The organism is Enterococcus alishanensis (assembly GCF_019218635.1).
GTDB lineage: Bacteria > Bacillota > Bacilli > Lactobacillales > Enterococcaceae > Enterococcus_A > Enterococcus_A alishanensis.
Genome location: NZ_JAHUZB010000001.1, coordinates 612,236 through 633,937, shown reverse-complemented (window position 1 = coordinate 633,937; position 21,702 = coordinate 612,236). Strand labels below are relative to the sequence as shown.

Genomic DNA, 21,702 nt, shown 5'->3' with positions numbered 1-21,702 from the left:
AAACATATGTTCTGGAGGTCGACATGCATTTTAAAACTTATAAAACTATTTTATCTCCTAAAAACCATTTAAATTTGTATCGCGGTTGCACTCATGGCTGTATTTATTGTGACAGTCGCAGCGACTGCTATCAATTTGATCACGTCTTTGAAGATATTCAAGTAAAATCGGATGCCCTACTTATTTTAGAAAATGAACTAAGAAAAAAAAGAAAGCCAGCTATGATTGGAACTGGGGCCATGACCGACCCCTATATGCCAATTGAAAAAAAATTACAGTTAACCCACGGCGCACTAGAATTGATAAAAAAATATGGCTTCGGTGTTAGTATTTTAACAAAATCCAATCAGATTTTAGCTGATATTGATTTATTAGAAGAAATAAATCAACAAACAAAAGCAGTTATTCAAATAACTCTCACGACCTTCAATGAAGAACTATGTAAAAAGCTTGAACCAAATGTTTCAGGTACAAAGGACCGAATTGAAGTTTTAAAAGAAGCACAAAAAAGATATATTCCGACAGTTGTGTGGTTGGGACCAATTCTGCCTTTTATTAATGATTCTATGGAAAATTTGGTGGCGTTATTAGCAGCGTGCATAGAAGTGAATGTAAAAGGTATTGTTTGTTTTGGTTTTGGAGTCACAATGCGGAGTGGAAACCGGGAGTATTTTTATCAGATGTTGGATCGTTTGTTTCCTGGAATGAAAGACAAATACCGAGGGGCGTTTGGCGAACAGTATGTCTGTAATAGTCCACATCATCAGAAATTGATGACCTATTTTATCGAGACTTGCCAAAATGCTGGAATACTTTGGCGTACAGAAGAGGTTTTTGATTACTTGCAGCAGTTTGAAACAAAGGATGAACAATTATCTTTATTCTAAAAAAAGAGGTGGAGATCAAGTCTCCACCTCTTTTCTATTAAACTGTAGCTGCTAGTTGACGATTTTTTCTGTGGACAACTGTAGCTGTTAGTTGGCGATCTTTTCCGTGAACAGCAGTTAAAATATTGGCTCTTGCTTCTTGTGAACCTTCATAAATCCGACGTGCTTGTTTGCTGTCGCCAAGATTTAAGTAAGTTGCATTATTTTCATTAGCATAAGTAACAAAATCATTTTCTAATGGTGCATCTGCTTTCATACCTAAGGCAACAAAACCTTTAGTAAATGGTAATTCTCTCTCTTCACCATTCGGCATTTTTACTAAGAAATTGTCACCACGAACTTCTAATAGTGTTGTATCTGTATGAACTTCGACATCATATTTTTCAATGACCTCCATCATTGCTAGACGGGTAATCATATCCAAATCTTTTCCTACAGTTCCTTGCATTTCCACGATAGAAACTTTTCTAGCACCACGTTCAGCGTAATACTCAACCACGTCAAGCCCGACAGCACCGCCACCAATAACAACGATTTCTTCACCTTCAAAAGTATCAAACTTAGCTAAATCCCCTAAGATATCAAAGATAGTAAAGACTTTACGATTGTCTTTGGCAAGTTCATCGTGCAATCCTTTGATTGGTGGTAATAATGGTTTCGCACCAGTTGCATTAACGATAATATCTGGTTTTTCATTCGCTAGATCATTTAAACCAAAACGTTGATTCAAATGAACAGTGATATTGTTTTCTGTCGTACGATTTTCTAAATATTCAACAAAATCATCGATTCTTTTTTTGTCTGGGAAGCGTGCAATTTCGTGAGCCAAGCCACCTAGATAATTTTTTTCTTCATATAATGAGACTTCAGCACCAATTTCAGCAGCTGTGTTGGCAGCTTCTAAAGCAGTCGTTCCACCACCGACAACGACCATCTTGATTGGATTTTTAATTTGATCTTCTTTATAAGCATCTTCGTAATATACATCTGGATTAACAGTACAACGTAGTGGTCGAGATTTAGCAATTCGATGATCGGCACAACCAATGTTACACGAAATACATTTTCTAAGTAAGGCTTCTTGTCCATTTTCAACCTTATTAGCCCAATTTGGTTCAGCTATTAAACCACGACCCATGTGTAAAATATCTGCATCGCCATTTTCTAAAATTTCAGTTGCTCTTTTTGGATCACGAATATTTCCAGAAGTTGCGATTATTTTTTCTGGGAATTTTTCTTTGACGGCTTTAGCCATATAACTTCTCCAACCATCAGGTAAATTCATTTTATCAATTTGATATTGTAATGAATCATTTAAAGCAGCGGACACATCGATTACATCTACATCTTCTGCAATAAAGTTCAATAATTCAATGGAATCTTCTAATGTATTACCATTTGGTAACATTTCATCCGCACTGATTCGCAAGAAAATTGGGAAAAATGGTCCAACTGCTTGACGAACAGCTTCGATTACTAATTTAGTAAAGCGCGCACGATTTTCTGGTGTCCCACCAAATTCGTCAGTCCGTTTGTTATAAATAGGAGAAAGAAATTGACTCAATAAATAAGAGTGTCCGGCATGGATTTCAACACTATCAAAACCAGCACGTTGGGCACGATTGGCAGCCTCACCATATTTCGCTATAATTTCATAAATTTCTTCTTTAGTTAATGGACGAGGAACGGTATTTCCTGTTTTACTTGGAATATTAGAAGCAGAAACTGGTTGAACGCCGTTCAAACGTAAACCATAAGCTGAAGCACCAGCATGGTTAATTTGTACACAGGTTTTTGTGCCATAAGCATGCATTCTTTCGTTAAATTCCCATAATCCAGGAATAAATTGGTCATTGTCCATTCTTAATTGAGTGGTTCCGTTGGTCCCCATTGGATAATCGAAACAAACATTTTCTAAAATAATTAGGCCGGTTCCACCTTTTGCTCTTTGTTCATAATATGAATAATGCTTATCATTAAAACTACCATTTTGATTCGCAAAATTAGTTCCCATCGGTGGCATTGCAATCCGATTCTTCAAGGTCATCCGTTTAATAGTTAATGGTTCAAAAATAGCTTGATATTTATTCAACTAACTCTTCCTTTCTTTTCAAGAAAAAATAACTAAAATTATTAAAAATACTGATTTCACAACGATTATAAATACACTTGAACAAATACAATTTTTCACAAATTCGTTTACAAGACCATTGTAAGAGATTTAATCAATAAAATCTAATGCTTTATTTGTATGGTAACAATAAATAAAATTTATTGATTCCTAATCAAATAACCCAGCAAATCATTATTTTTTCTGATACAATTGATGAAGAGAATTTATTAATTGAGGTGGAAGAATGAATTTAAGACAATTGGAGTATTTTTTAACTTTAGCAGAGACGGAACATATGACAAAAGCTGCCAAAGAACTAAAAACTTCTCAGCCAAATATTAGTCATGCGATGTCTAGCCTGGAGCAAGAGTTAGGTATTGCTTTGTTTGAAAAAGAGGGCAGAAATATTAAGCTTTCCCGTTACGGAAAAATATTTTACAGTTACGTCGCACCTTCTTTAAAGGAAATTGGCGAGGGACAAAAATTTTTACAGGAAATAGCCAAACCGACAACTACAGAAATAAAGTTTGGCTTCATTTATACCATGGGATCCAAAGTAGCACCAAAAATTGTCAAAGATTTTATTGAAGAACATCCTGAAGGATTGATTCAATTTGAATTCTTTCAAGGGACGTCGGCCCAAATGATTCAAATGTTAAAAGACGATGTCATTGATGTGGGGATTTGTTCCAAAGTGCAACAATCTTCTGAAATCCAATATTCGATTATTTATCAAGAAAAATTGGTTTTGGTAGTACCAGAAAAACATCCTCTTGCTTTACTGGAACAGACCTATTTAGCAGATATCATAAATTATCCTTTGGTTTATTTTACAAAGTATAGTGGTCTGCGTACTTATTTGGACGAAGTAATGACTGATTTAGATCTTCACCCTAAGATTGCTTGTGAATTAGATGAAGACCACAGTGTTCTTGGATTTGTTGAGAATAACTTTGGGATTGCGATTATGCCAGATATTCCTTCGATTAGTTCTTATAAAGTGAAGAAGATTGAAATTGAAGATTCTCTGCCTGACCGTAACATTTTTTTAGCTACAAGAAAAAATAAAATTCCACTTCCAATTGTAAAAGAATTTTGGGATTTTTGCCGGCATCAATTTCGTCTATAAAAATTTTGACAAAAAGCTTGCATTGAAACTCGTTTCATAAATTATACTCAATTTATCAAAAGGAGGAATCATTTATGAACACGATTATGACTATTCAATCAGGTACAGAAATCCAAAATTTTGCAGTTGAAATATTTTTTGAAAAAAATTTCTTGCGTATTTTAAGTTCCCACAGTTTTCGTCGAGAGTTAATGGTAGATGTCCCTCTAAGAGAACTACAACATTTGTATTTCGATGAATTTATTGGTGGTAAACGCGTCAGCTTTGTTTATCAAAATAAACATTATTTCTTCTATCAAAACGGCACTGGTGTGATAGAATATTTACAACAACATTTGGTAAGTGAGGCTGTATAATGACAACGATTCGTGACATTGCTAAAATCACAGGTTATTCAGTATCAACAATCTCTCGGGTAATCAATGAATTCCCTTATGTAGATGAAGAAAAACGTCAAAAAGTGCTAGCAATAATGGACGAATTAAATTATGTCCCTAATCGTTTGGCGCAAAATTTAAGCCATGGTGAAACAAAACATGTAGGGGTTGTAATTCCATTTTTAAATGCCTCATACTACAATCAATTGTTAAAAGGCATTATGTCAGAAGCTTTTAAATATACCTATAAAGTCACTTTATTGCCAACAAATCACGACCCAGAATTAGAAATGAATTATTTAAAAGAATTTGCACAAAAAAGTTTTGATGGATTGATTATTTCAAGTCGCTCCAATCCCACCAAAGTTTTTAAAGAATACCTGAAATATGGCCCAATTGTTTTTTGTGAAGATATAGCAGAATTACCGGTAGCAACTTCTTATATTGATTTAGAGGCGTCACTCTCGGAAACTATGCTGTATTTAAAAGATCTCGGCATGAAAAAAATTGGTCTAACTTTAGGCAGAAGTCACGATATTAGTCGGAATTCTCGTTTAGCAGTAAAACTTGCCCACGAAATCTTTCCAACATTTGATGAAAAAAATATTTTTTGGGATTGTTGCGATGCTGAAGATGGCATTCAAGCTGCTGCTTTTTTTGAAAAACATCCAGTCGAGGCGATCGTTGTTAACGGCGATGATGTAGCTGCCAATATTTTATTGCATCACAAAGGGAAAAAACCGATTGTGGTGGGACGTGAAAATTTATTGGTCAGTGAAGTTTTGCAATTTTCAACTGTGGACCACCATTTAAAAGAATGTGGTGAAACAGCTTTTCGTCTCTTTCATACAGGTAGTATTCAGCAAATTCGTCATCCCCATACCTTTATTAAACGCTAACAGCTGACAAACATTTGTCAGCTGTTAGTGTTTTTTATTTTGAGTTTATGATTAGTTAATTCATATTGTTTTTGAGTAATAGCTAAAGTAGTCTCCCGATGAGAAATTAACAAAACGGTTTTATGTTTCAATTCAGAGGTTAAAGTATTTAAAATGGCTTGCTCATTTAAATAATCCAAGTTACTAGTAGGTTCATCTAAAAGTAAAAATGGTGCATCATGTAGAAATAATCTCGCCAACCCAATCCGTTGTCGCTCACCATCTGAAACAGTTCGTTCGTTTCCGCCAATCACTGTATTATAACCATCTGGCAAAGTCTCAATCCATTCTGACAATGCCGCTTTTTCAGCAGCCAATTTTATTTCAGCATTTGTTGCAGTACTTTTTCCAATCGCAATATTAGCCGCTAAAGTATCTTCAAAAATAAAAGTCTGTTGTTCCATGACACCTTCAATTTGATGCAAAGTTGTTTCATCGATCGTTTTTAAGTCATGATGATTCATTTGTAAATAGCCACTTTGAGGATCCCAGTAACGCATCAATAATTTGATTAACGTGCTTTTTCCGTTACCACTCTCACCACCTATTCCGATAATTTCTCCGTGACGAATTGACAAACTTAAATCCTTTAAAACTTCCTTTGTATCATAGGAAAAAGATACATCTGTTAAACCAGCCGTTGCAAAATTTGCCAATGTTTGTTGACTATTTTGAAAAGTAACTGCTGCTGCTTCATTCGTCAGTTGATAAAGCCTTCTTCCACTGGCAAAAGTTGTCAACAGTGCACTGCCTAAACCGCTTAGTGCTAGAACAGGACCAAAAGAACTCAAGCTTAATACCACACTGACTACAACTATTTCACTACTTAAATGAAGCTGATTGGCTAGTACAAAAATTGCGATAGCCGTTATTAATAAAACTGTTTCGCTAAATATTTTTAAAAAGCTTTCTTGTTTTAAGCGACGGTCATATTGTTGATTTAATTTTTTACCTGCCTGATCAAGTTTGGTTAAACGATCAGAAGCAAGCTGATATTGATCGATATCTGTTAGACTAGCAACATTTTCCATAACATTTTGGTTTAATTGGACGAAGGCCGCTTGATAATCATCACCTAACTGACTACTTTTTCGATAACCAAATATTGGAATGAAAATACCAACGACAATTTGTCCAATCAGCAAAACTATTGCTAATAATAGATTATAACTTGCTAAAAAAATAAAAGTCACTATCGTGGTACCGGTCGCAATCAGCACTGGAGAAATTGTGTGGGCAAAAAATACCTCTAAAGCTTCGACGTCTGAAGTAATAGCTGTGACTAAATCACCACTATTTTTCCCACTTAATTTGCCCGGACCTAATCTTCTAACTGTTGCAAAAATATAATCACGAATATCTGCCAATAAACTAAAAGCAATGTCATGGTTTAAATATTGCTCTAAATAGCGACAAACACCTCTTAAAACACCACAAAAAACCATGATTATTAATGGTCGAAACCCCTGTGACATTTCGCCACCAATTAAGCGCAACAAAGAAATTACGCCGACTATTGGAATCGCAATGACAGCCAAATTGCTAATAATTCCTAAAAGGACAGCTAAAGCAACTTTTTTCTTTTCGCTGAACACAAAAGATAATAGCCAGCGAATAATTGTTTTCTCTTTCATCTATTGCCCTCCCGAAAATACTTCGACTTCTTCAGCAAAATAATTATTAAAGTAGCCTGTTTGGGCTTGTAGCTCTTCTGGCGTTCCCGCCTCGACGATTCTTCCATTTTCAAACACATAAATTTGATCCGCAGATAGTACATTGTATAAACGATGAGAGATAAAAATAATAATTTTTTTCTGTGCCAGTTGTTTCAAACAATCTAGAATAATTTCTTCACTTGCTAAATCAACACCTGAGGTAATTTCATCAAAAATATAAACATCAGATTTTTTTAATAAAGCTCGCGCTAATAGCAATCGTTGTCTCTGACCTCCAGATAAATCACTGCCATTTTCATTTAAAATTTCATCTAATTGATAGGGTCTACCTTTTACAAAATCAATTAATTGAACCTCTGATAAAACTCGCCACAATTCTGTTTCACTGGCTGTTTTATTACCCAATAATAAATTATCACGAATACTCATCGGATAAATGTAACCCTTATTATCCACCAAAGTACTTAAATTCGTCAGGCTTTTATGACTTAGCTCTTGCAACTCTAATTGATCCCAAACAATTTGACCCTGATAATCTTGAAAGCGATGAAGCATCAGTTGAACTAAAGTGCTTTTTCCAGAACCAGATTGGCCCACTATCGCTGTGAAATGTCCTTTTTTGAATTCGAGGGAGACATCTTTTAAAGCCAGCGCATAATCCGTATAGCCAAAATCGACATGTTTGAATTGAATTTCACTGACATGATTCATATCTTTTTCACCATAGATCTGTTCTGGTAACGCCAAATAATCAAATAGTTTTTTACAAGCACTGATCCCATTCATTGCTACATGAAATAATGAACCTAACTGACGCATGGGAATAAAAAATTCAGCTCCTAATAAAACGAACATTAAAACACCCATGATTGATATTTGTCCATTTTGATAACTGATTAAAGCTAAACCAATCCCTAATGCCGCACCAGAATAAGAAATAATATCCATTACGGTAATCGAATTTAATTGCATCGACAATAATCGCATGGTAATTTTTCTGAATTGCTCTGCACTGTCTTTTGCATTTTTTTGTCGTGCTTCATCTTGATGATAAGCCTTTAAGGTTGCTAAGCCACTTAGGTTTTCATGAAATTTTGCGCCCAAGTCAGTATAACGGGTCCAATATTTATCTAATATCTTTTTAGCAATTTTCATAACACTCATGATAACAACTGGAATCAGTGGCATGCAGATTAACAAAATAATTGCTGGGAAAACCGCAAATTGCACTAAGGTAGCAAAAATTAACAAAGAAGCCAAGACACAATAAAATAATTGTGGTAAAAAACGCGCATAATAAATTTCTAACTGTTCAATTCCATCAACAGATAGTTGCGCCAAAGTTGCTTGTGGTAATTGCTCTTGACTTTTCCCTAAACGAAAGGCTTTTGTCATTACTTGGTGACGCAGTTTTAAACGTAAATCTGCCGAAGCTCTATATGTTAAGCGCTCTGACCACTTGTTACTCAATGCTTTTAAGATAATGACTGCTATCAAGGTCAAAATTAATGGCAACAAATTGACTGGCTCTCCAGCGAGGTAATTCGCTAGCTTACCAGCAATTTGCCACCACATAATGATAGATAGAGCCAAAGAAAAAAGTCTGACTAAGACTAGCTTAATCAGATTTTTCTTCTCAGTTAATTTAAATAAACGCTGATCAATCAATCTAGTTCACCTATCTTTTCAGACTTAAATTTTCGAGCTTTCTTCCCTCTTAAATACCAAGTTAAGCCAATAACGTGACATATATAGACAACTGCTAATGAGATTCGCATGATAGTATTGTCTACCAACAAGCCAGGAATCAAGAAAATAATAAAGATCATCAAGAACATCCGAATCATACCTTTATTAGTAATCTTCTTTTCAATAATGGGACTTTTCACATATCGCTGATACTTATCAGATTGAACAAATTTTTGATACAATTTATCTGAACTTCTTAACCAAAAAAAGCCAGTTAATAAATAAAAGACTGTTGTCGGTAAAAACGGTAGAAAAATACCCAGCGTTCCTAATGCAAAGGTCATGCTACCTAAGAAAATAAATAATCCTTTCTTCATCTCAACACTCCTACTTTTTTGTTAAGTATAACACACAGAAAAATGATTGAGAATCATTATCAGTATTTTTTTACAAAAAAAGTTTGTTTTTAGCACTTTTCTACAATTTTTTTTATGCTTTTCTTTTTTTAATTCAGATACCTTTATAAAATTGCTTGTTTTAGATCTTAAAAATGCAATAGATTAAATTATTTTTTGAGGGGCCACTATGATTGTGTTGGTAGAACATTCACAATTGCGTTATACTAATAATAGTTGTTATAGAAAGGGGTTTCAATTATGTCAAATTTGTTTAATTTATCAGGGAAAGTCGCAATTGTAACAGGAGCATCTTCCGGTCTAGGTGCAGATGCTGCCAGAGCTTATGCTGAAAACGGTGCGGATGTCGCTCTTTTTGCAAGACGTGCAGAAAAACTAGAACAAGTGGCTGCTGATATTGAAAAAATGGGCCGCAAAGCGTTAGTTGTACCGACTGATGTAACAAACGAAGAAGCAGTTAAAGCAGGGGTTCAAAAAGTTATTGATACCTTTGGAAAAATTGATATTTTACTGAACAATGCCGGAATTGCTATCGGTGGTGGCGTTGAAGATATCTCTGAAAAAGATTGGGATACCGGGATGAATATCAATGTTAAAGGTCCATTCTTCATGAGTAAATATGTGGTCCCTCATATGCGCAAAGCTAAATACGGTAAAATTGTTAACATCGCTTCGGTGAACGCAATTATTGCTGATAAAATTCCCGTTTTATGGCGCCATAACTATAACGCATCAAAAGATGCAGTTCGTGGCTTAACAATGGGGATGGCCGCTTCTTATGCGCAAGATAATATCACTGTAAACTCAGTAGGTCCTGGTCTTTTCGAAAGTGAAATGACAGAAGGCACCCTATTCAAAAACGATGATTTCTTAAAAGGATACAACTTTAACACACCAGCTTCTCGTCCTGGTAAACGAGGAGAATTAAATGGCGCTCTTTTATTCTTCTCATCTGATGCTTCAAGTTATGTAACTGGTCAATTTATTACTGTTGACGGTGGTGCAACCATCGTTTAGTCAAAAAAGGTAGCCAACTTTTTAGCTGGCTACCTTTTCTTATATTTTTGCCAGAATTTTACGGACAATCTGATCAGTAGTCAGCCCACTATCTGCTAACAATTCTGTCGCTTCAAACCGATCATGAAAAGCTTTTTCCAATCCATAATTCTGGATGTGTAAATCAGAATCACCTAAGTAACTGGCGATTGTTTGACCATACCCACCATCTAAAATCCCATCTTCTAATGTTACAACCACTTGATGATTTTCTTTTAAGGAATCTAACAATTCAGTATCTAAACCAGAAATAAATTTTGGATTAATCAAGGTAGACTGTAAATCTAGTTTTTCTTTTAAGTCAGCAGCTACTTTTTCCGCTAAAGAATAAAAATTCCCCACACCAATCAAAGCAACTTTTGAACCTTTTGCTACCACTTGATTTTTGAATAATTGACTATAATCAGTCACATCCTTTTTGCCCGTCTCAATTAAATCACCCACTGGTACTCGAATCGCTACAGGATGATTGGTTTGTTCAAGTGACCAATCTAACATGGCCAAATATTCTTCTTTATTTGTGGGTGCTAAATAAACCAAATTAGGAATATGACTTAGAAAAGGAATGTCAAATATGCCCAAATGACTTTCATCATTCATGCTATTAACCGAAGCCCCATAAACTAAAATTGTGCCTGGTAAATCATTTAAAGCTAAATCATGAGAGATTTGATCATAACTTCTTTGCATGAAGGTTGAATAAACTGCCCAAACTGGTTTTGCACCATTTTTTGCTAAACCAGCTGTCATAGTTGCTGCCTGTTCTTCAGCAATACCTACATCAACAAATTGTTTCCCTGCTTGTTGACGCTGTGCTTGATTAAATAAAAGCATTGGCGTACCTGCATTAATCGCGACAATTTTAGGATCCTTCGCCATTTTTTCTAGTAAGAATTCTGCTGTAACACTACTATAAGTGGCGGGATGATTTCCACTACCAAGATATTCTCCTGTCGTCAGACTAAATGGTCCCCCAGCATGAAATTGCTCACGATTTTCTTCTGCAAATTTAAATCCTTTTCCTTTAACCGTATGAATATGCAATAAAACTGGATGATTCACATCTTTCACCGTTTCAAATAAACTGATTAAAGCTGTTAAATCATTTCCATCATTTAAATAGTAATAGTCAAAGCCTAATGCCTTGAAAAAATTATTTTCTACTTGACCGTTTGATTCTCTTAGAGCCTTCAAGTTGCCATAAAGACCGCCAAAATTATCAGCGATGGATTGATCATTATCATTAACAATAACAATCGTGTTGGTTCCTTGTTCAACAATATTATTTAAACCTTCATAAGCCAAACCACCAGAAAGTGACCCATCACCAATCACAGCCACTACATTACTATTTTCATTTTTCAAGTCGCGAGCTTTAGCCACGCCATTAGCTAATGATAAAGAAGTAGAAGTATGACCCACCGTAAATAAATCATGCTCACTTTCTTTTGGATTAGTATAACCAGAAAAATCATCATAATGCGCTGCATCAGTAAATGCTTGCATCCGACCTGTCAACATTTTGTGAATATAAGATTGATGAGAAACATCAAAAATAAATTTGTCTCGCGGTGAATCAAAAACATAATGCAAAGCAACTGTCATCTCTACTACCCCTAAATTTGGGCCATTGTGTCCGCCATGACTGCTAATTTTTTCCAATAAAGCTTGACGAGCTTCAGTTGACACTTGTAGTAATTCTTCAGGTGATAAGTTTTTTAAATCTTGTGGTCCTTCAATTTTTTCTAATAACGTTTTTTGTAATAACATGATATTTCCCCTTTCGTACTTGAACATCCTACAACTTAAAGTGGACTTTAAGTCAAGCACAAAAAGAAAAAAATTTTGAAATAAAATGAAAAAGCCTCAGATCCCTCTGAGACTCAAGCTTATTATGCAAATATTTCTGGTCTTTCTTGCTGGAATTCAGCTAAGATTTCTCTGACTTGTTGGGTGGATTTTGTATTCATCAATTTCACACGTAAATCATTGGCTCCCGGAAATCCTTTGATATATATTTTGAAGAATCGATGTAAACCAACGATTGAACGAGGAACTTTTTCTGCAAACTGATCTTGTAAATCAATTTGTAATTGTAGCAAACCAATCAATTCTTTTGGTGTATGATTTTGTGGTTCTTTTTCAAAAGCATAAGGATTCTTGAAAATCCCACGACCAATCATTATCCCATCAACGCCGTACTTTTCAGCTAACTCTATACCCATCTGGCGATCTGAAATATCTCCATTAATAGTAATCAATGTATCGGGCGCAATTTTATCCCGTAAAGCAATAATTTGAGGAATCACTTCCCGATGGGCATCTACTTTGCTCATTTCTTTTCTTGTCCGTAAATGAACCGACAAATTAGCAATATCTTGTTTTAATAAATGACTGATCCAAGCTTCAAGTTCAGCCATTTCATTAAAACCAATACGTGTTTTGACACTCACTGGTAAGCCACCTGCTTTGGCCGCCTGAATTAATTCAGCAGCAACATCTGGTCGTAGAATCAGCCCGCTGCCTTTTCCTCTCTCAGCAACATTTGGCACCGGACAACCCATGTTCAAATCAATACCACTAAAGCCCATTTCCGCAAGACTGATACTCATCTCTTTGAAAAATTCTGGTTTATCACCCCAAATATGTGCTACCATCGGTTGTTCATCTTCAGTAAAAGTCAATCGTCCACGAACACTTTCGATTCCTTCCGGATGGCAAAAGCTATCTGAATTAGTAAACTCAGTAAAAAATACGTCGGGTGCGCCAGCCTCCTTGACTACATGACGAAAAACGACATCAGTCACATCTTCCATTGGTGCTAGTATAAAAAAGGGCTTTGGTAAATCAGCCCAAAAATTGTTGCTCATTATCTATTCTTCCTCCTATTACGCTTACAAAACATTCATATTGTACTAAGAATTACAGAAAGAAGCAAAACTTGAGTTTGAAATTTTTCACTATTATTAATCAGCTAAATAGCCTTCGATATTCAGGATGACTTTTTTTGCTAACCGTTCTTTTGCCAAGGAAGTCATGCCCGCATTTCGATTACTCACGAATACGTTGTCTAATTCTGTAATTGTTTCACCTACCGATGCTGCTGTATCACCCAATACAAAATTTCCTGGTTGCGCAAGCCACTGCTTAACTGCTCCATCGTCGTGACTAGGTGTTAGAGATACGTTAAACAATATCTTCTCGTTTCCAAACAATTGAAATTCTTGCTCTTTAAGCAACACTGTATTTTTACTTAAGCTGGTGATTAAAATATCCACTGTCGGTAATAATTGCTGTAATTCCAAATAGTTTATATCATATTTTTCTTCTAGTTCAATTTTTCTTGTTCGGCTGTAATAATAAACTTCTGAATTAAAAAAGCGAAATGTTTCTGCTAAAAGTGAGCCTAATGTTCCCATACCTAGTATGCCAACTTTTAATCCTGTCAGCTCTGTCGCATCATTCTTCCACATCGCAGGACCATTACCTTGTAATAATCCAACCAGTTCACTAATCACATATTCTTTCACACCTTCATCGCCATAATCACGAACACCTGTAACTGCGATCCCCATTTTTTCAGCAGTTAGAATATCGACATTCGCATTTTCTGGTGCATAAAGACTGCAACACATACCAATATATCTAATTTGCGGACAAGCTTCCAAGACTTCCTGATTTATTTCACTAGAAAAACTTAGCATTATACAATCAGCATCGCCAATTCGTCGGATAATCTCTTGCGAATCCTGCGGAATGTCCGAATAAAAAATACTTTCTGTCGCATATGCTTTTAATTTTTCATTCCACTCAGGAAGCAATTTTGTTGGTTCGATTGCTACCATTTTTCTGAACTGTTTAGTCATTCTGGGCTCCTTATTTGGATTGTTTTCGTTAGTATTCATTATAGCGATTTCATTTATCAATTGCTAATTTAGAAAAAAGAAAAAGCCTCAGATTTCTCTGAGACTTGACGTACATTTGTAAAACAAATATTAACGACGGATTTCTTTGTTCTAATGAAAAGTCACTTTTTTATTGATATAAAGCCTTTTATTTTGTGTTGACTACATCGTGACGACAGTAAAAAGGTGGATATTCTACTTTTCCAACGCTTCAAATGCCTTCAATGGTTTCAATTTTTCATCCGATGTTAGATGACGATAAATCTCTGATGTAGACTTATCTGCGTGGCCCAATCTTCCTTTCAAGACTTCCCAGCTACAATGTTCAGCAACTAAACTAGCCATCGTGTGTCTGGTAAGATGTGTATGAAAAGGTTTGTTAATTCCACAACGTTCAACGCAACGTTTGATGTGATTATTTACGTAGTCTCTACGGTATGGGATACCTCTCTTGAACGGAGCCAGATAAACAAAAAGATATTTTTCTTTTGATCGAAAAACGAATTGCGATCTCATACTATCAAGAGCTGAAATAAGTTGTTGAAGTTTCTCCATCACTAAATCAGTTACTACTACTCTTCTTACTGAACTAATCGACTTCGTAGTTTCGATTTTAAAATCCATTTGCTTTCCTCTTACAGATGTTTGCTTGTAAAAAAGAATCTCATTGTTTTCAAAATCAATATCTTCAACTTGCAAAGCCAATGCCTCACTAATTCGGCATCCAGTATAAAACAGAACATGAAAAAGTGTAGACAGCGGTAACTCCTCATGGACAATAGAATAATTCAACAATATTCTGAGCTCATCAATCGTAAGATATTTTTGATCCAAAGAATTCAGCGTCTCTTTTAATTCACTTACACTCTTTTGATACTTAGGCATGCGAATTCTCGTCAATGGGTTGTCATTCAATATCTCTCTTTTCAAACAGTATTTGAAAATCATGTTCAAAGTCTGTCTTAATGAATACAAGGAGTTTTTTGAATAACCTTTGGAAAAGCCATCAATTCCTTTTTCCTTCAAAGAAAACATCAACTCTTCTAAAAAATCAGGTGTTAATTCGACTAGTTTCTTTTCACCAATCCATCGTTTGAGAACAACAATCAGGTCATGACGTTTGTCATAGGTGCTGTTCTTTTGTTCTCTCAATGATTTATAATACTTAAACCATTGATCTGCAACGACTGAAAATTTTTCATTCGAATTAACAAATTTCTTTTTATTTTGTCGATTTTTCTTTAGCTCAAGAAATGCTAATTGTGCCTCCCTTTTTGTTTTAAATCCTCTACGTGTCGTTCGAAATGCTTGAAAGTACCAAGTAATAACACCCGTAGAACTAGTATGTTTTTTAAAACGATCTTTTGTTTCTACCATTACGTTTCCCCCCTCTATTTAAAGGAGGCTGCTTTTCTGGAAAGCAAAAGCATAACTACTATATTCTCTATACTTAACATTATAAAGCATCTCCTTTCAATTATGAAGGTTATACAGAACGTAATAACCGCATTTTATCTTTGAAATCTTCATAATCGTTCTTTTGGTACCAATCAATAACTTGGTCTCTTGAGTAGTGACCACGGATACCGTACCAACAATTAGGAAAATCTGCTAGTTTAATTAATCTATTTAATGTACTGTCGCTAACTTGAAATTCTCTTTTTAAATCTTCATTAGTTAAAACCAAAGGTAGTTTATTTAAATTCAAAAGAGTGGATGTGTATTCATCTATAAAAATGATTAGCCTATTCATAATTTGTGTTTCTTTATAACTTGAACTGATTACCGATCACTCCACATTTTTTCTTTTATTAAATCAATCTATAATTAAAAAATCTCATTTTTTCTAACTAAAATTTTTCATAATCTTTCACTTTTAAATCGCTCTAGGTAAAGCGCATAGGTTTTTCACCTCTCCTCAGTCTACGGGAGCCTTGCGGAAGTGTTTGTCTTCTATCATCATCATTGCAACCTAATCACCAAAATCAGGTTCTGTGTTAGCTTGTAGTCGCTCTTAAAGGTCATGGCGAAACTACACAATAGCTCAAATGACAGAGCATTTAATTTAAAAGTATAATATTCAGTTTTCAAGGAACTAGAGGCAATATTTCGCCTTCACTAAATAAATAGATAAAATCAAACATTTTGAAACCAATAGTTTCAAAATGTTTGATTTATTGACTATTCGTCTAAATATTTTTCTAAATCAAAAGCTTGAACCGCAAGAATAAATTGTAATGATAATTCTTGGTAGCAATCATGATTAAAATTTTTGGATGTGGCAGTTGCATTACTTAAGAGTAATGGTTTGAAAGATTCATAAAGAGATGCCATTGCGCTTTCATCACCTGATTTAGCTTTTTTTATCAAAGGAACTAGATTACTAGTCATTAAATCACCCCTGTCAAAGAAATACACATTACCGTATTTCCTGGCGGAGATTTGTTACGAAGATCACAAATCAAGCGGGAAAAAAGCTTTTTAATTTACCAAGGATCTTCCTTTTCTTCTTTGAAATCATTTGGCTGCTAACTGAATACTCCTTTCCTATATCAGCATCTGATCGCTGTTTTAAAAATTTATCAAATATTATTTTTTTTTCTGTATCATCAAGTAAATTTAACCCTTCAAGCAACAGTTCTTGATAAGATAATTTTTCTTCAATATTTCTATAAAAAGTACTTGGCTGATTTAAACTACTTTCACTCGTTTCATTTTCAATCTCAATATTTTCAATGAATTCTTTGTTCTCGTAGTAAAAAACTCTATCATATTTATAATAAAACGCTCTTGCCTGTCTCCTTATGATCACTGATATATATCGAATAAAAATATATGTTATATCCATTTCAGTCATTGGCCGAGCTCCCTTCTTTACTTAATAACTTGTATTGCCAATATCCACGTTGAGCTCTCTGAATTGGTAGTGAACGTTCATTAATCATTTTAGGTAGAATGTTGGATGTTAAATTCTCAAGTGTGATAGAAAGCTCATATTCCGTAGTTAGCTTGTCTAAAATCTGTTTGTTACTTAATGGTATTGGAGATTGCTTTAAAATTGATACAACGGTTCTTGAAGTTCTTTCAAATGAATTATAATGTTGTGTTTTATTTTTTTTATAAAAGTAGTCCTGTTGCTTAATTTTTTCTCTATCTAAATTTGTAAGAGAGGATTTGGATAGTTTAGAAGTACAAGTTTCTTTTCCCTCAAATTGATCGAGTTTTATTTTTAAATCATAATACTGTTTAGATAATTCTCTCCTTTCTTCAATTATTTCTTGCATGAGTTGATAGATAATTAATTTTTCTTTATCAATTGACATAAAAATTTCCCTCCTACAAAATAAATTAGAAGAAATACACATTTTGAAACCAACTCGATTAGATGGTTTAATTTCTGCTATTATCGTAGTTAAATAAAGTTAAAATATACTAGCCTTTATACTTCTCCTTTGTTTTTTTTGACCTATCTCTTCATGGCTCAGATTGCTTTAAAAAACACCAAAAGGAATTTATAATTTATGACGTGCCTAAGTTCATTTTAAAAAATCGTCAATAAAAAAAGTTGCCGAAAAAAAAAATTTAAAGACGCGATTGACCTTACTTAATTTTTTATCGTTGCATTTTTCTGTACGTTAATCAGTAATTTTTCTAGATAATTTAATTGAACTTATATTATTTGGAGGAGAGGATTGACACGGAAGTCAGACATTTTTAAAGCATTGACTAACGATCTATTTATTGAATATTCAGATATATCAACTAATATCGGAGATGCTATCGTCCCAATTATTACAGTCAAACCGAAAAGTGATAACACCTTGATGCCCTTTAATGAGAACAAAAAAGTTTTTATCATTGAGGAGACAGAACTGAATATTATTGATATATAAAAATAGGACCCTCTATTTGGAAAGTGGGACTGGCATCTCTTTTGATATGTATGCTAAAATATCCCTAACCGTATAGGGCGGGGGCAGTTCATACTAATTTTTAGTATCAAAGTCAACTTCGAAACTTCGTTGTTAGAACTGGAATAGTAAGCCTATACACACAATATTTTTGTGTGCATAGGTTTTTTTGTTTGGGAGGAGAATAAATGACCGCATTAATAATTACGAATATAGTTTCTTTTGTCAGTACTAATCTTGATGATATTTTTGTCCTAACGATATTTTTTTCGCAGATTGGAAGCAAAGTAAAAAAGACTGACGTCGTGTTTGGACAATACCTTGGTATTGGACTATTAGTATTAATCAGCATTATTGCTTCATATGGTTTGAGCTTTTTTTCTTCGGATAAACTGGGGTTGCTAGGTTTTATTCCTATTATTCTTGGCATAAAATCCTTGATTGATCATAAAAAAGAGTCTAAAAATGCGGTCTCTTCTGAAGATGACAAAGAAAGAGTGGAAACCCAGATAACTGTGGACAATGTTGGCAATAAGAATATTTTAACAGGAATTATTCGTCCTCAAATTCTAAAAGTTATGTTCGTCACTATCGCAAATGGTGCGGATAATATTGGTATTTACATTCCTTTATTCAGCCGATATTCACTTGGTCAACTAGTTATTACAATAATCATCTTTTCAATAATGATTGCCTTTTGGTGTTTTTTAGGATACAAGTTAGCAAACTTCCCTTTTATCAAACGGCAGCTAGAAAAATACAAACATATCGCGATTCCTTTGGTATTTATTGCATTAGGCCTTTACATCATCTTTGAGAGCGGCTTGATCTCTTAAATGGAAAAATCTGATACTATTTTCAAAATTAATCAAAAAAAATCCAGCTATTGTCTCAAGACGAGCAATGGCTGGATTTTTTTGTTAATTTTTTTAAGAAAGTAAACTCAACACATAGTAAACGATCCATGAATACCATTGTGTTCCGACTGCCAATGAAGTAATTTCTGTTGCACCACCGGGAATTTGATAGCCAATATCAGCAGCTAAACCTGTCATAATCGGAGCCGCAATACCAGAAATATATAAAGTTATGGCTGCAATAAAGATCCCTGTAATTACCCCTCTAAACAAGTTTCCCTTAGACGGCAGAATTGCAAAGATCATATAGAACGGCAAAGCTGTTAAATCTGCTAAAGGCATTGTTTTATTACCTGGTAAAATAAATGCCAATACTAAAGTAATCGGAATCATTAGTAGACCTAACGATAACACAAATGGATGACCAATTCCTAAAGCAGCATCTAACCCGATATGAATTTCCCGACCTTCAAATCGTTTTTCCATAAATTCTTGTGCAGCTTCAGAGATCACGATTAGCCCATCCATCAATAAGGAAACCATTCTTGGGATCAGAACTAATGACGCAGCTATTGATACTGCTGTTGTTAAAATATCAGCTACTGACATACCAGCTACCGCAGATAAAAGACCACCAATAATTAAACCCATCATCATTGGTTCCCCGAAAATTCCCAGTCTTTGCTGAATTTTTTCTGTTGTCCAATTAATTTTATTGATACCTGGAATTTTATCTAATAACCAGTTCATCGGATAACCCAAAACCGCCCAACCGGTTGTTTGCAAAGCTGGTAGAGAAATACCTTCTAGCCCCAATACTTCTGAAACATCTTTCTGCGTCCAATCGGCTAATTTGAAGATGATTGCCATATTGATAACAGCACTTAAAACCGCCAGTATCATGCTGCCAGTGGTTAAATACAACGCACTTGCGATAAATAATGGTTGCCAATAATTCCAAATATCAACGTCCATTGTTTTAGTTAAATTAAACATCAGCATGATAATATTTGTTGCAATAATCGCAATAAATACAAAAGGAACAACGGGCGTTCCCCATGCAATTGATGAACCAATTCCCCAACCAATATCTGTAGCCGTTAAACTAAAGTTATACCGTTCAACCAATGCTTTAGTCACCGGAGTGATTGCATTCATCATAACCCCGGACATCACATTGATCCCAATAAAGCCAATACCTACTGTTAATCCAGCTTTAAATGATACAGACAGTTTTCTACCAAAAACAACCCCTAAGATAGTAATGATGATTGGCATCATTACACTAACACCTAAGTCGATGATGTATTTAAAAAAGTCAAAAACAACTGACATCTTTTTTCCTCCCTATAATTAGAATCCTAGAATCTCTCTGATTTCCTGCTTCGTCTTCTCTTTACCGATCCCAGTTAGGAATGAACGCCCTAATACAACAGGCACCTCTCCTAGATCAGCCGAAATTGTCGTCGAACTAATGACAACATCTGGCTTTTTATTTGCGACTTTTGAAGGGACATCTGAAACAATACATTGGCTAATGTCATAGGGAACTTTATTTTCATCTAAAAACTCTGAAACTTTTTTAACAATAACTGTTGAAGTAGCGATCCCTGTTCCACAGCATACATAAATTCTTTTTCTATTCATCTTCTTTCTTCCTTCCCGTTTCCTAAGCTTCTTCAGGGAAAAACATAATTTTTCCGAAGTTATCTTCTGGTTTTTTATGAGTAACTGTATCGAATATTTCTGGACCATCAGAGAGTTTCAACTTATGAGTAATCATCGATTTCAGTTCTAATTGTCCATTCTCTAAAAGTGCCATGATAGTGTGCCATTCCTTGCCTGGGAAAGGTGCTGAAACACAACTCCAAGCTCCCCAAACATTCAACTCACTGCGTACAATCTTTTCAAAATAGAAGCGTTCAATCATGATATCTGCGTAAGGTATACCCATGAAGACTACTCCACCACCTTTTTTAGCATAAGCAAACACTTGTGCTGAAGTAATTGGTGATCCAGCAGACTCAACAACGATATCGGACATTAATCCATCAGTATATTTTCCAATGGCTTCAAGTGTATCTTCTTTCAAAGAGTTGATTGTGTGAGAAGCACCTGCTTCTTTTGCCATTTCTAACGCTTCATCTGCAATATCTACTGCGATAATCTTTGTTGCTCCAAAAATCTTCGCAAATTTGATCGATAGTAAGCCAATATTTCCGCAGCCAACTACTACTACAGTGTCACCAGCCGTCAAGTTTGTACGATAGTATGCGTGTACGACTACAGCAGAAGGCTCGATCATCGCTGCTGATTCATAATCAACAGAATCAGGGATCGGTACACAATTTTTTTCAGGTAATCGAATGTATTCCGCATATGCGCCACCATGACGTGCTCCAATGACAGTCAAGTTTTCACAACGAGCGAACTCCGACTTTTTGCAGTAATGGCATTCTTCTTCAACATCCAAATCTGCACAAGTAAAGCACGGTGCACCTGCTACACGATCACCAATTGAGACATGTTTGACTTCAGAACCTGTTTCAACGACTTCTCCTGAAAACTCGTGTCCCCAAACCATCCCTTCAACGTATGGTCCCAATTTTTTATAGCGTGATAAATCTGATCCGCAAATTCCTACCGCTTTTACTTTGATAATGACATCTGTATCTTTTTCTAATACTGGTTTATCTGCTTCTTCAAATCGTAAGTCTTGTTTTCCATATAGTTTTAACGATCTCATTT

General features: G+C 34.9%; 22 protein-coding genes. 7 read left to right on the top strand and 15 right to left on the bottom strand.

Features of this window, described 5'->3' with window-relative positions:
- Positions 1–23: 23 nt before the first annotated feature.
- Positions 24–887, top strand: coding sequence for an SPL family radical SAM protein (locus tag KUA55_RS03105; RefSeq protein ID WP_218324702.1), 864 nt, complete (start codon positions 24–26; stop codon positions 885–887).
- 37 nt (positions 888–924) lie between these two features.
- Here KUA55_RS03105 and KUA55_RS03100 read toward each other — a convergent pair whose 3' ends face one another.
- Positions 925–2,979: an NAD(P)/FAD-dependent oxidoreductase gene (locus tag KUA55_RS03100; RefSeq protein ID WP_218324701.1), complete on the bottom strand. Its 2,055-nt coding sequence runs from the start codon at positions 2,977–2,979 to the stop codon at positions 925–927.
- Between the two features lie 265 nt (positions 2,980–3,244).
- Between KUA55_RS03100 and KUA55_RS03095 the strand changes: the two genes are divergently transcribed.
- From KUA55_RS03095 to KUA55_RS03085, 3 genes are all read left to right on the top strand, one after another.
- Positions 3,245–4,129, top strand: coding sequence for a LysR family transcriptional regulator (locus KUA55_RS03095; RefSeq protein WP_218324700.1), 885 nt, complete (start codon positions 3,245–3,247; stop codon positions 4,127–4,129).
- A gap of 74 nt (positions 4,130–4,203) precedes the next feature.
- A complete protein-coding gene (locus tag KUA55_RS03090; RefSeq protein WP_218324699.1) occupies positions 4,204–4,485 on the top strand; it encodes a hypothetical protein in 282 nt (93 codons plus the stop codon).
- Positions 4,485–5,405 carry a LacI family DNA-binding transcriptional regulator gene (locus KUA55_RS03085; protein WP_218324698.1) on the top strand — a complete coding sequence of 307 codons (921 nt, stop codon included), beginning with the start codon at positions 4,485–4,487 and terminating at the stop codon, positions 5,403–5,405. Before KUA55_RS03090 ends, KUA55_RS03085 begins: the two co-directional genes overlap by 1 nt.
- A 17-nt stretch (positions 5,406–5,422) precedes the next feature.
- Here KUA55_RS03085 and KUA55_RS03080 read toward each other — a convergent pair whose 3' ends face one another.
- The 3 genes from KUA55_RS03080 to KUA55_RS03070 are packed head-to-tail and all read right to left on the bottom strand — an operon-like array spanning position 5,423 to position 9,186.
- Positions 5,423–7,078: an amino acid ABC transporter ATP-binding/permease protein gene (locus KUA55_RS03080; RefSeq protein WP_218324697.1), complete on the bottom strand. Its 1,656-nt coding sequence runs from the start codon at positions 7,076–7,078 to the stop codon at positions 5,423–5,425.
- Positions 7,079–8,788: an ABC transporter ATP-binding protein/permease gene (locus tag KUA55_RS03075; protein ID WP_218324696.1), complete on the bottom strand. Its 1,710-nt coding sequence runs from the start codon at positions 8,786–8,788 to the stop codon at positions 7,079–7,081.
- Complete coding sequence (locus KUA55_RS03070) at positions 8,785–9,186, bottom strand: YbaN family protein (RefSeq protein ID WP_218324695.1); 402 nt, start codon at positions 9,184–9,186, stop codon at positions 8,785–8,787. The genes KUA55_RS03075 and KUA55_RS03070 overlap by 4 nt, the downstream gene beginning before the upstream one ends.
- 279 nt (positions 9,187–9,465) lie before the next feature.
- Here KUA55_RS03070 and KUA55_RS03065 point away from each other — a divergent pair, with 279 nt between their 5' ends.
- Positions 9,466–10,242 (top strand): SDR family NAD(P)-dependent oxidoreductase, encoded by a 777-nt coding sequence (locus KUA55_RS03065; RefSeq protein ID WP_246601356.1) that lies wholly within the window; start codon positions 9,466–9,468, stop codon positions 10,240–10,242.
- A gap of 39 nt (positions 10,243–10,281) precedes the next feature.
- Here the strand turns inward: KUA55_RS03065 and KUA55_RS03060 are convergent, their stop codons facing one another.
- From KUA55_RS03060 to KUA55_RS03030, 8 genes are all read right to left on the bottom strand, one after another.
- Positions 10,282–12,051: a 1-deoxy-D-xylulose-5-phosphate synthase gene (locus tag KUA55_RS03060; RefSeq protein ID WP_218324694.1), complete on the bottom strand. Its 1,770-nt coding sequence runs from the start codon at positions 12,049–12,051 to the stop codon at positions 10,282–10,284.
- Between the two features lie 122 nt (positions 12,052–12,173).
- Entirely contained in the window at positions 12,174–13,151 is a 978-nt protein-coding gene (locus tag KUA55_RS03055) for a tRNA dihydrouridine synthase (protein ID WP_218324693.1), read from the bottom strand.
- Positions 13,152–13,247: 96 nt separating this feature from the next.
- Positions 13,248–14,147: an NAD(P)-dependent oxidoreductase gene (locus KUA55_RS03050; protein WP_218324692.1), complete on the bottom strand. Its 900-nt coding sequence runs from the start codon at positions 14,145–14,147 to the stop codon at positions 13,248–13,250.
- Positions 14,148–14,381: 234 nt separating this feature from the next.
- Entirely contained in the window at positions 14,382–15,563 is a 1,182-nt protein-coding gene (locus tag KUA55_RS03045; RefSeq protein WP_218324691.1) for a tyrosine-type recombinase/integrase, read from the bottom strand.
- A 109-nt stretch (positions 15,564–15,672) separates the two neighbouring features.
- Positions 15,673–15,939 carry a DNA-binding protein gene (locus KUA55_RS18260; RefSeq protein WP_246601355.1) on the bottom strand — a complete coding sequence of 89 codons (267 nt, stop codon included), beginning with the start codon at positions 15,937–15,939 and terminating at the stop codon, positions 15,673–15,675.
- Positions 15,940–16,367: 428 nt separating this feature from the next.
- Positions 16,368–16,577, bottom strand: coding sequence for a helix-turn-helix domain-containing protein (locus KUA55_RS03040; protein ID WP_218324690.1), 210 nt, complete (start codon positions 16,575–16,577; stop codon positions 16,368–16,370).
- Positions 16,578–16,647: 70 nt separating this feature from the next.
- Positions 16,648–17,043 carry a sigma-70 family RNA polymerase sigma factor gene (locus KUA55_RS03035; protein ID WP_218324689.1) on the bottom strand — a complete coding sequence of 132 codons (396 nt, stop codon included), beginning with the start codon at positions 17,041–17,043 and terminating at the stop codon, positions 16,648–16,650.
- Positions 17,036–17,509: a hypothetical protein gene (locus KUA55_RS03030; RefSeq protein WP_218324688.1), complete on the bottom strand. Its 474-nt coding sequence runs from the start codon at positions 17,507–17,509 to the stop codon at positions 17,036–17,038. Before KUA55_RS03030 ends, KUA55_RS03035 begins: the two co-directional genes overlap by 8 nt.
- Positions 17,510–17,878: 369 nt before the next feature.
- On the opposite strand from KUA55_RS03030, the gene KUA55_RS03025 reads away from it, so the two are divergent.
- Together KUA55_RS03025 and KUA55_RS03020 are read left to right on the top strand one after the other, a co-directional pair.
- Positions 17,879–18,079: a hypothetical protein gene (locus KUA55_RS03025; RefSeq protein WP_218324687.1), complete on the top strand. Its 201-nt coding sequence runs from the start codon at positions 17,879–17,881 to the stop codon at positions 18,077–18,079.
- 206 nt (positions 18,080–18,285) lie between these two features.
- Positions 18,286–18,933 carry a cadmium resistance transporter gene (locus KUA55_RS03020; RefSeq protein WP_218324686.1) on the top strand — a complete coding sequence of 216 codons (648 nt, stop codon included), beginning with the start codon at positions 18,286–18,288 and terminating at the stop codon, positions 18,931–18,933.
- Positions 18,934–19,026: 93 nt separating this feature from the next.
- Here KUA55_RS03020 and KUA55_RS03015 read toward each other — a convergent pair whose 3' ends face one another.
- From KUA55_RS03015 to KUA55_RS03005, 3 genes are read right to left on the bottom strand one after another with little or no spacing between them, the layout of a single operon-like run.
- Positions 19,027–20,289 (bottom strand): PTS galactitol transporter subunit IIC, encoded by a 1,263-nt coding sequence (locus tag KUA55_RS03015; RefSeq protein ID WP_218324685.1) that lies wholly within the window; start codon positions 20,287–20,289, stop codon positions 19,027–19,029.
- 18 nt (positions 20,290–20,307) lie between these two features.
- Complete coding sequence (locus KUA55_RS03010; RefSeq protein ID WP_218324684.1) at positions 20,308–20,601, bottom strand: PTS sugar transporter subunit IIB; 294 nt, start codon at positions 20,599–20,601, stop codon at positions 20,308–20,310.
- A 22-nt stretch (positions 20,602–20,623) separates the two neighbouring features.
- Positions 20,624–21,700 (bottom strand): galactitol-1-phosphate 5-dehydrogenase, encoded by a 1,077-nt coding sequence (locus KUA55_RS03005; RefSeq protein WP_218324683.1) that lies wholly within the window; start codon positions 21,698–21,700, stop codon positions 20,624–20,626.
- Positions 21,701–21,702: the final 2 nt, after the last annotated feature.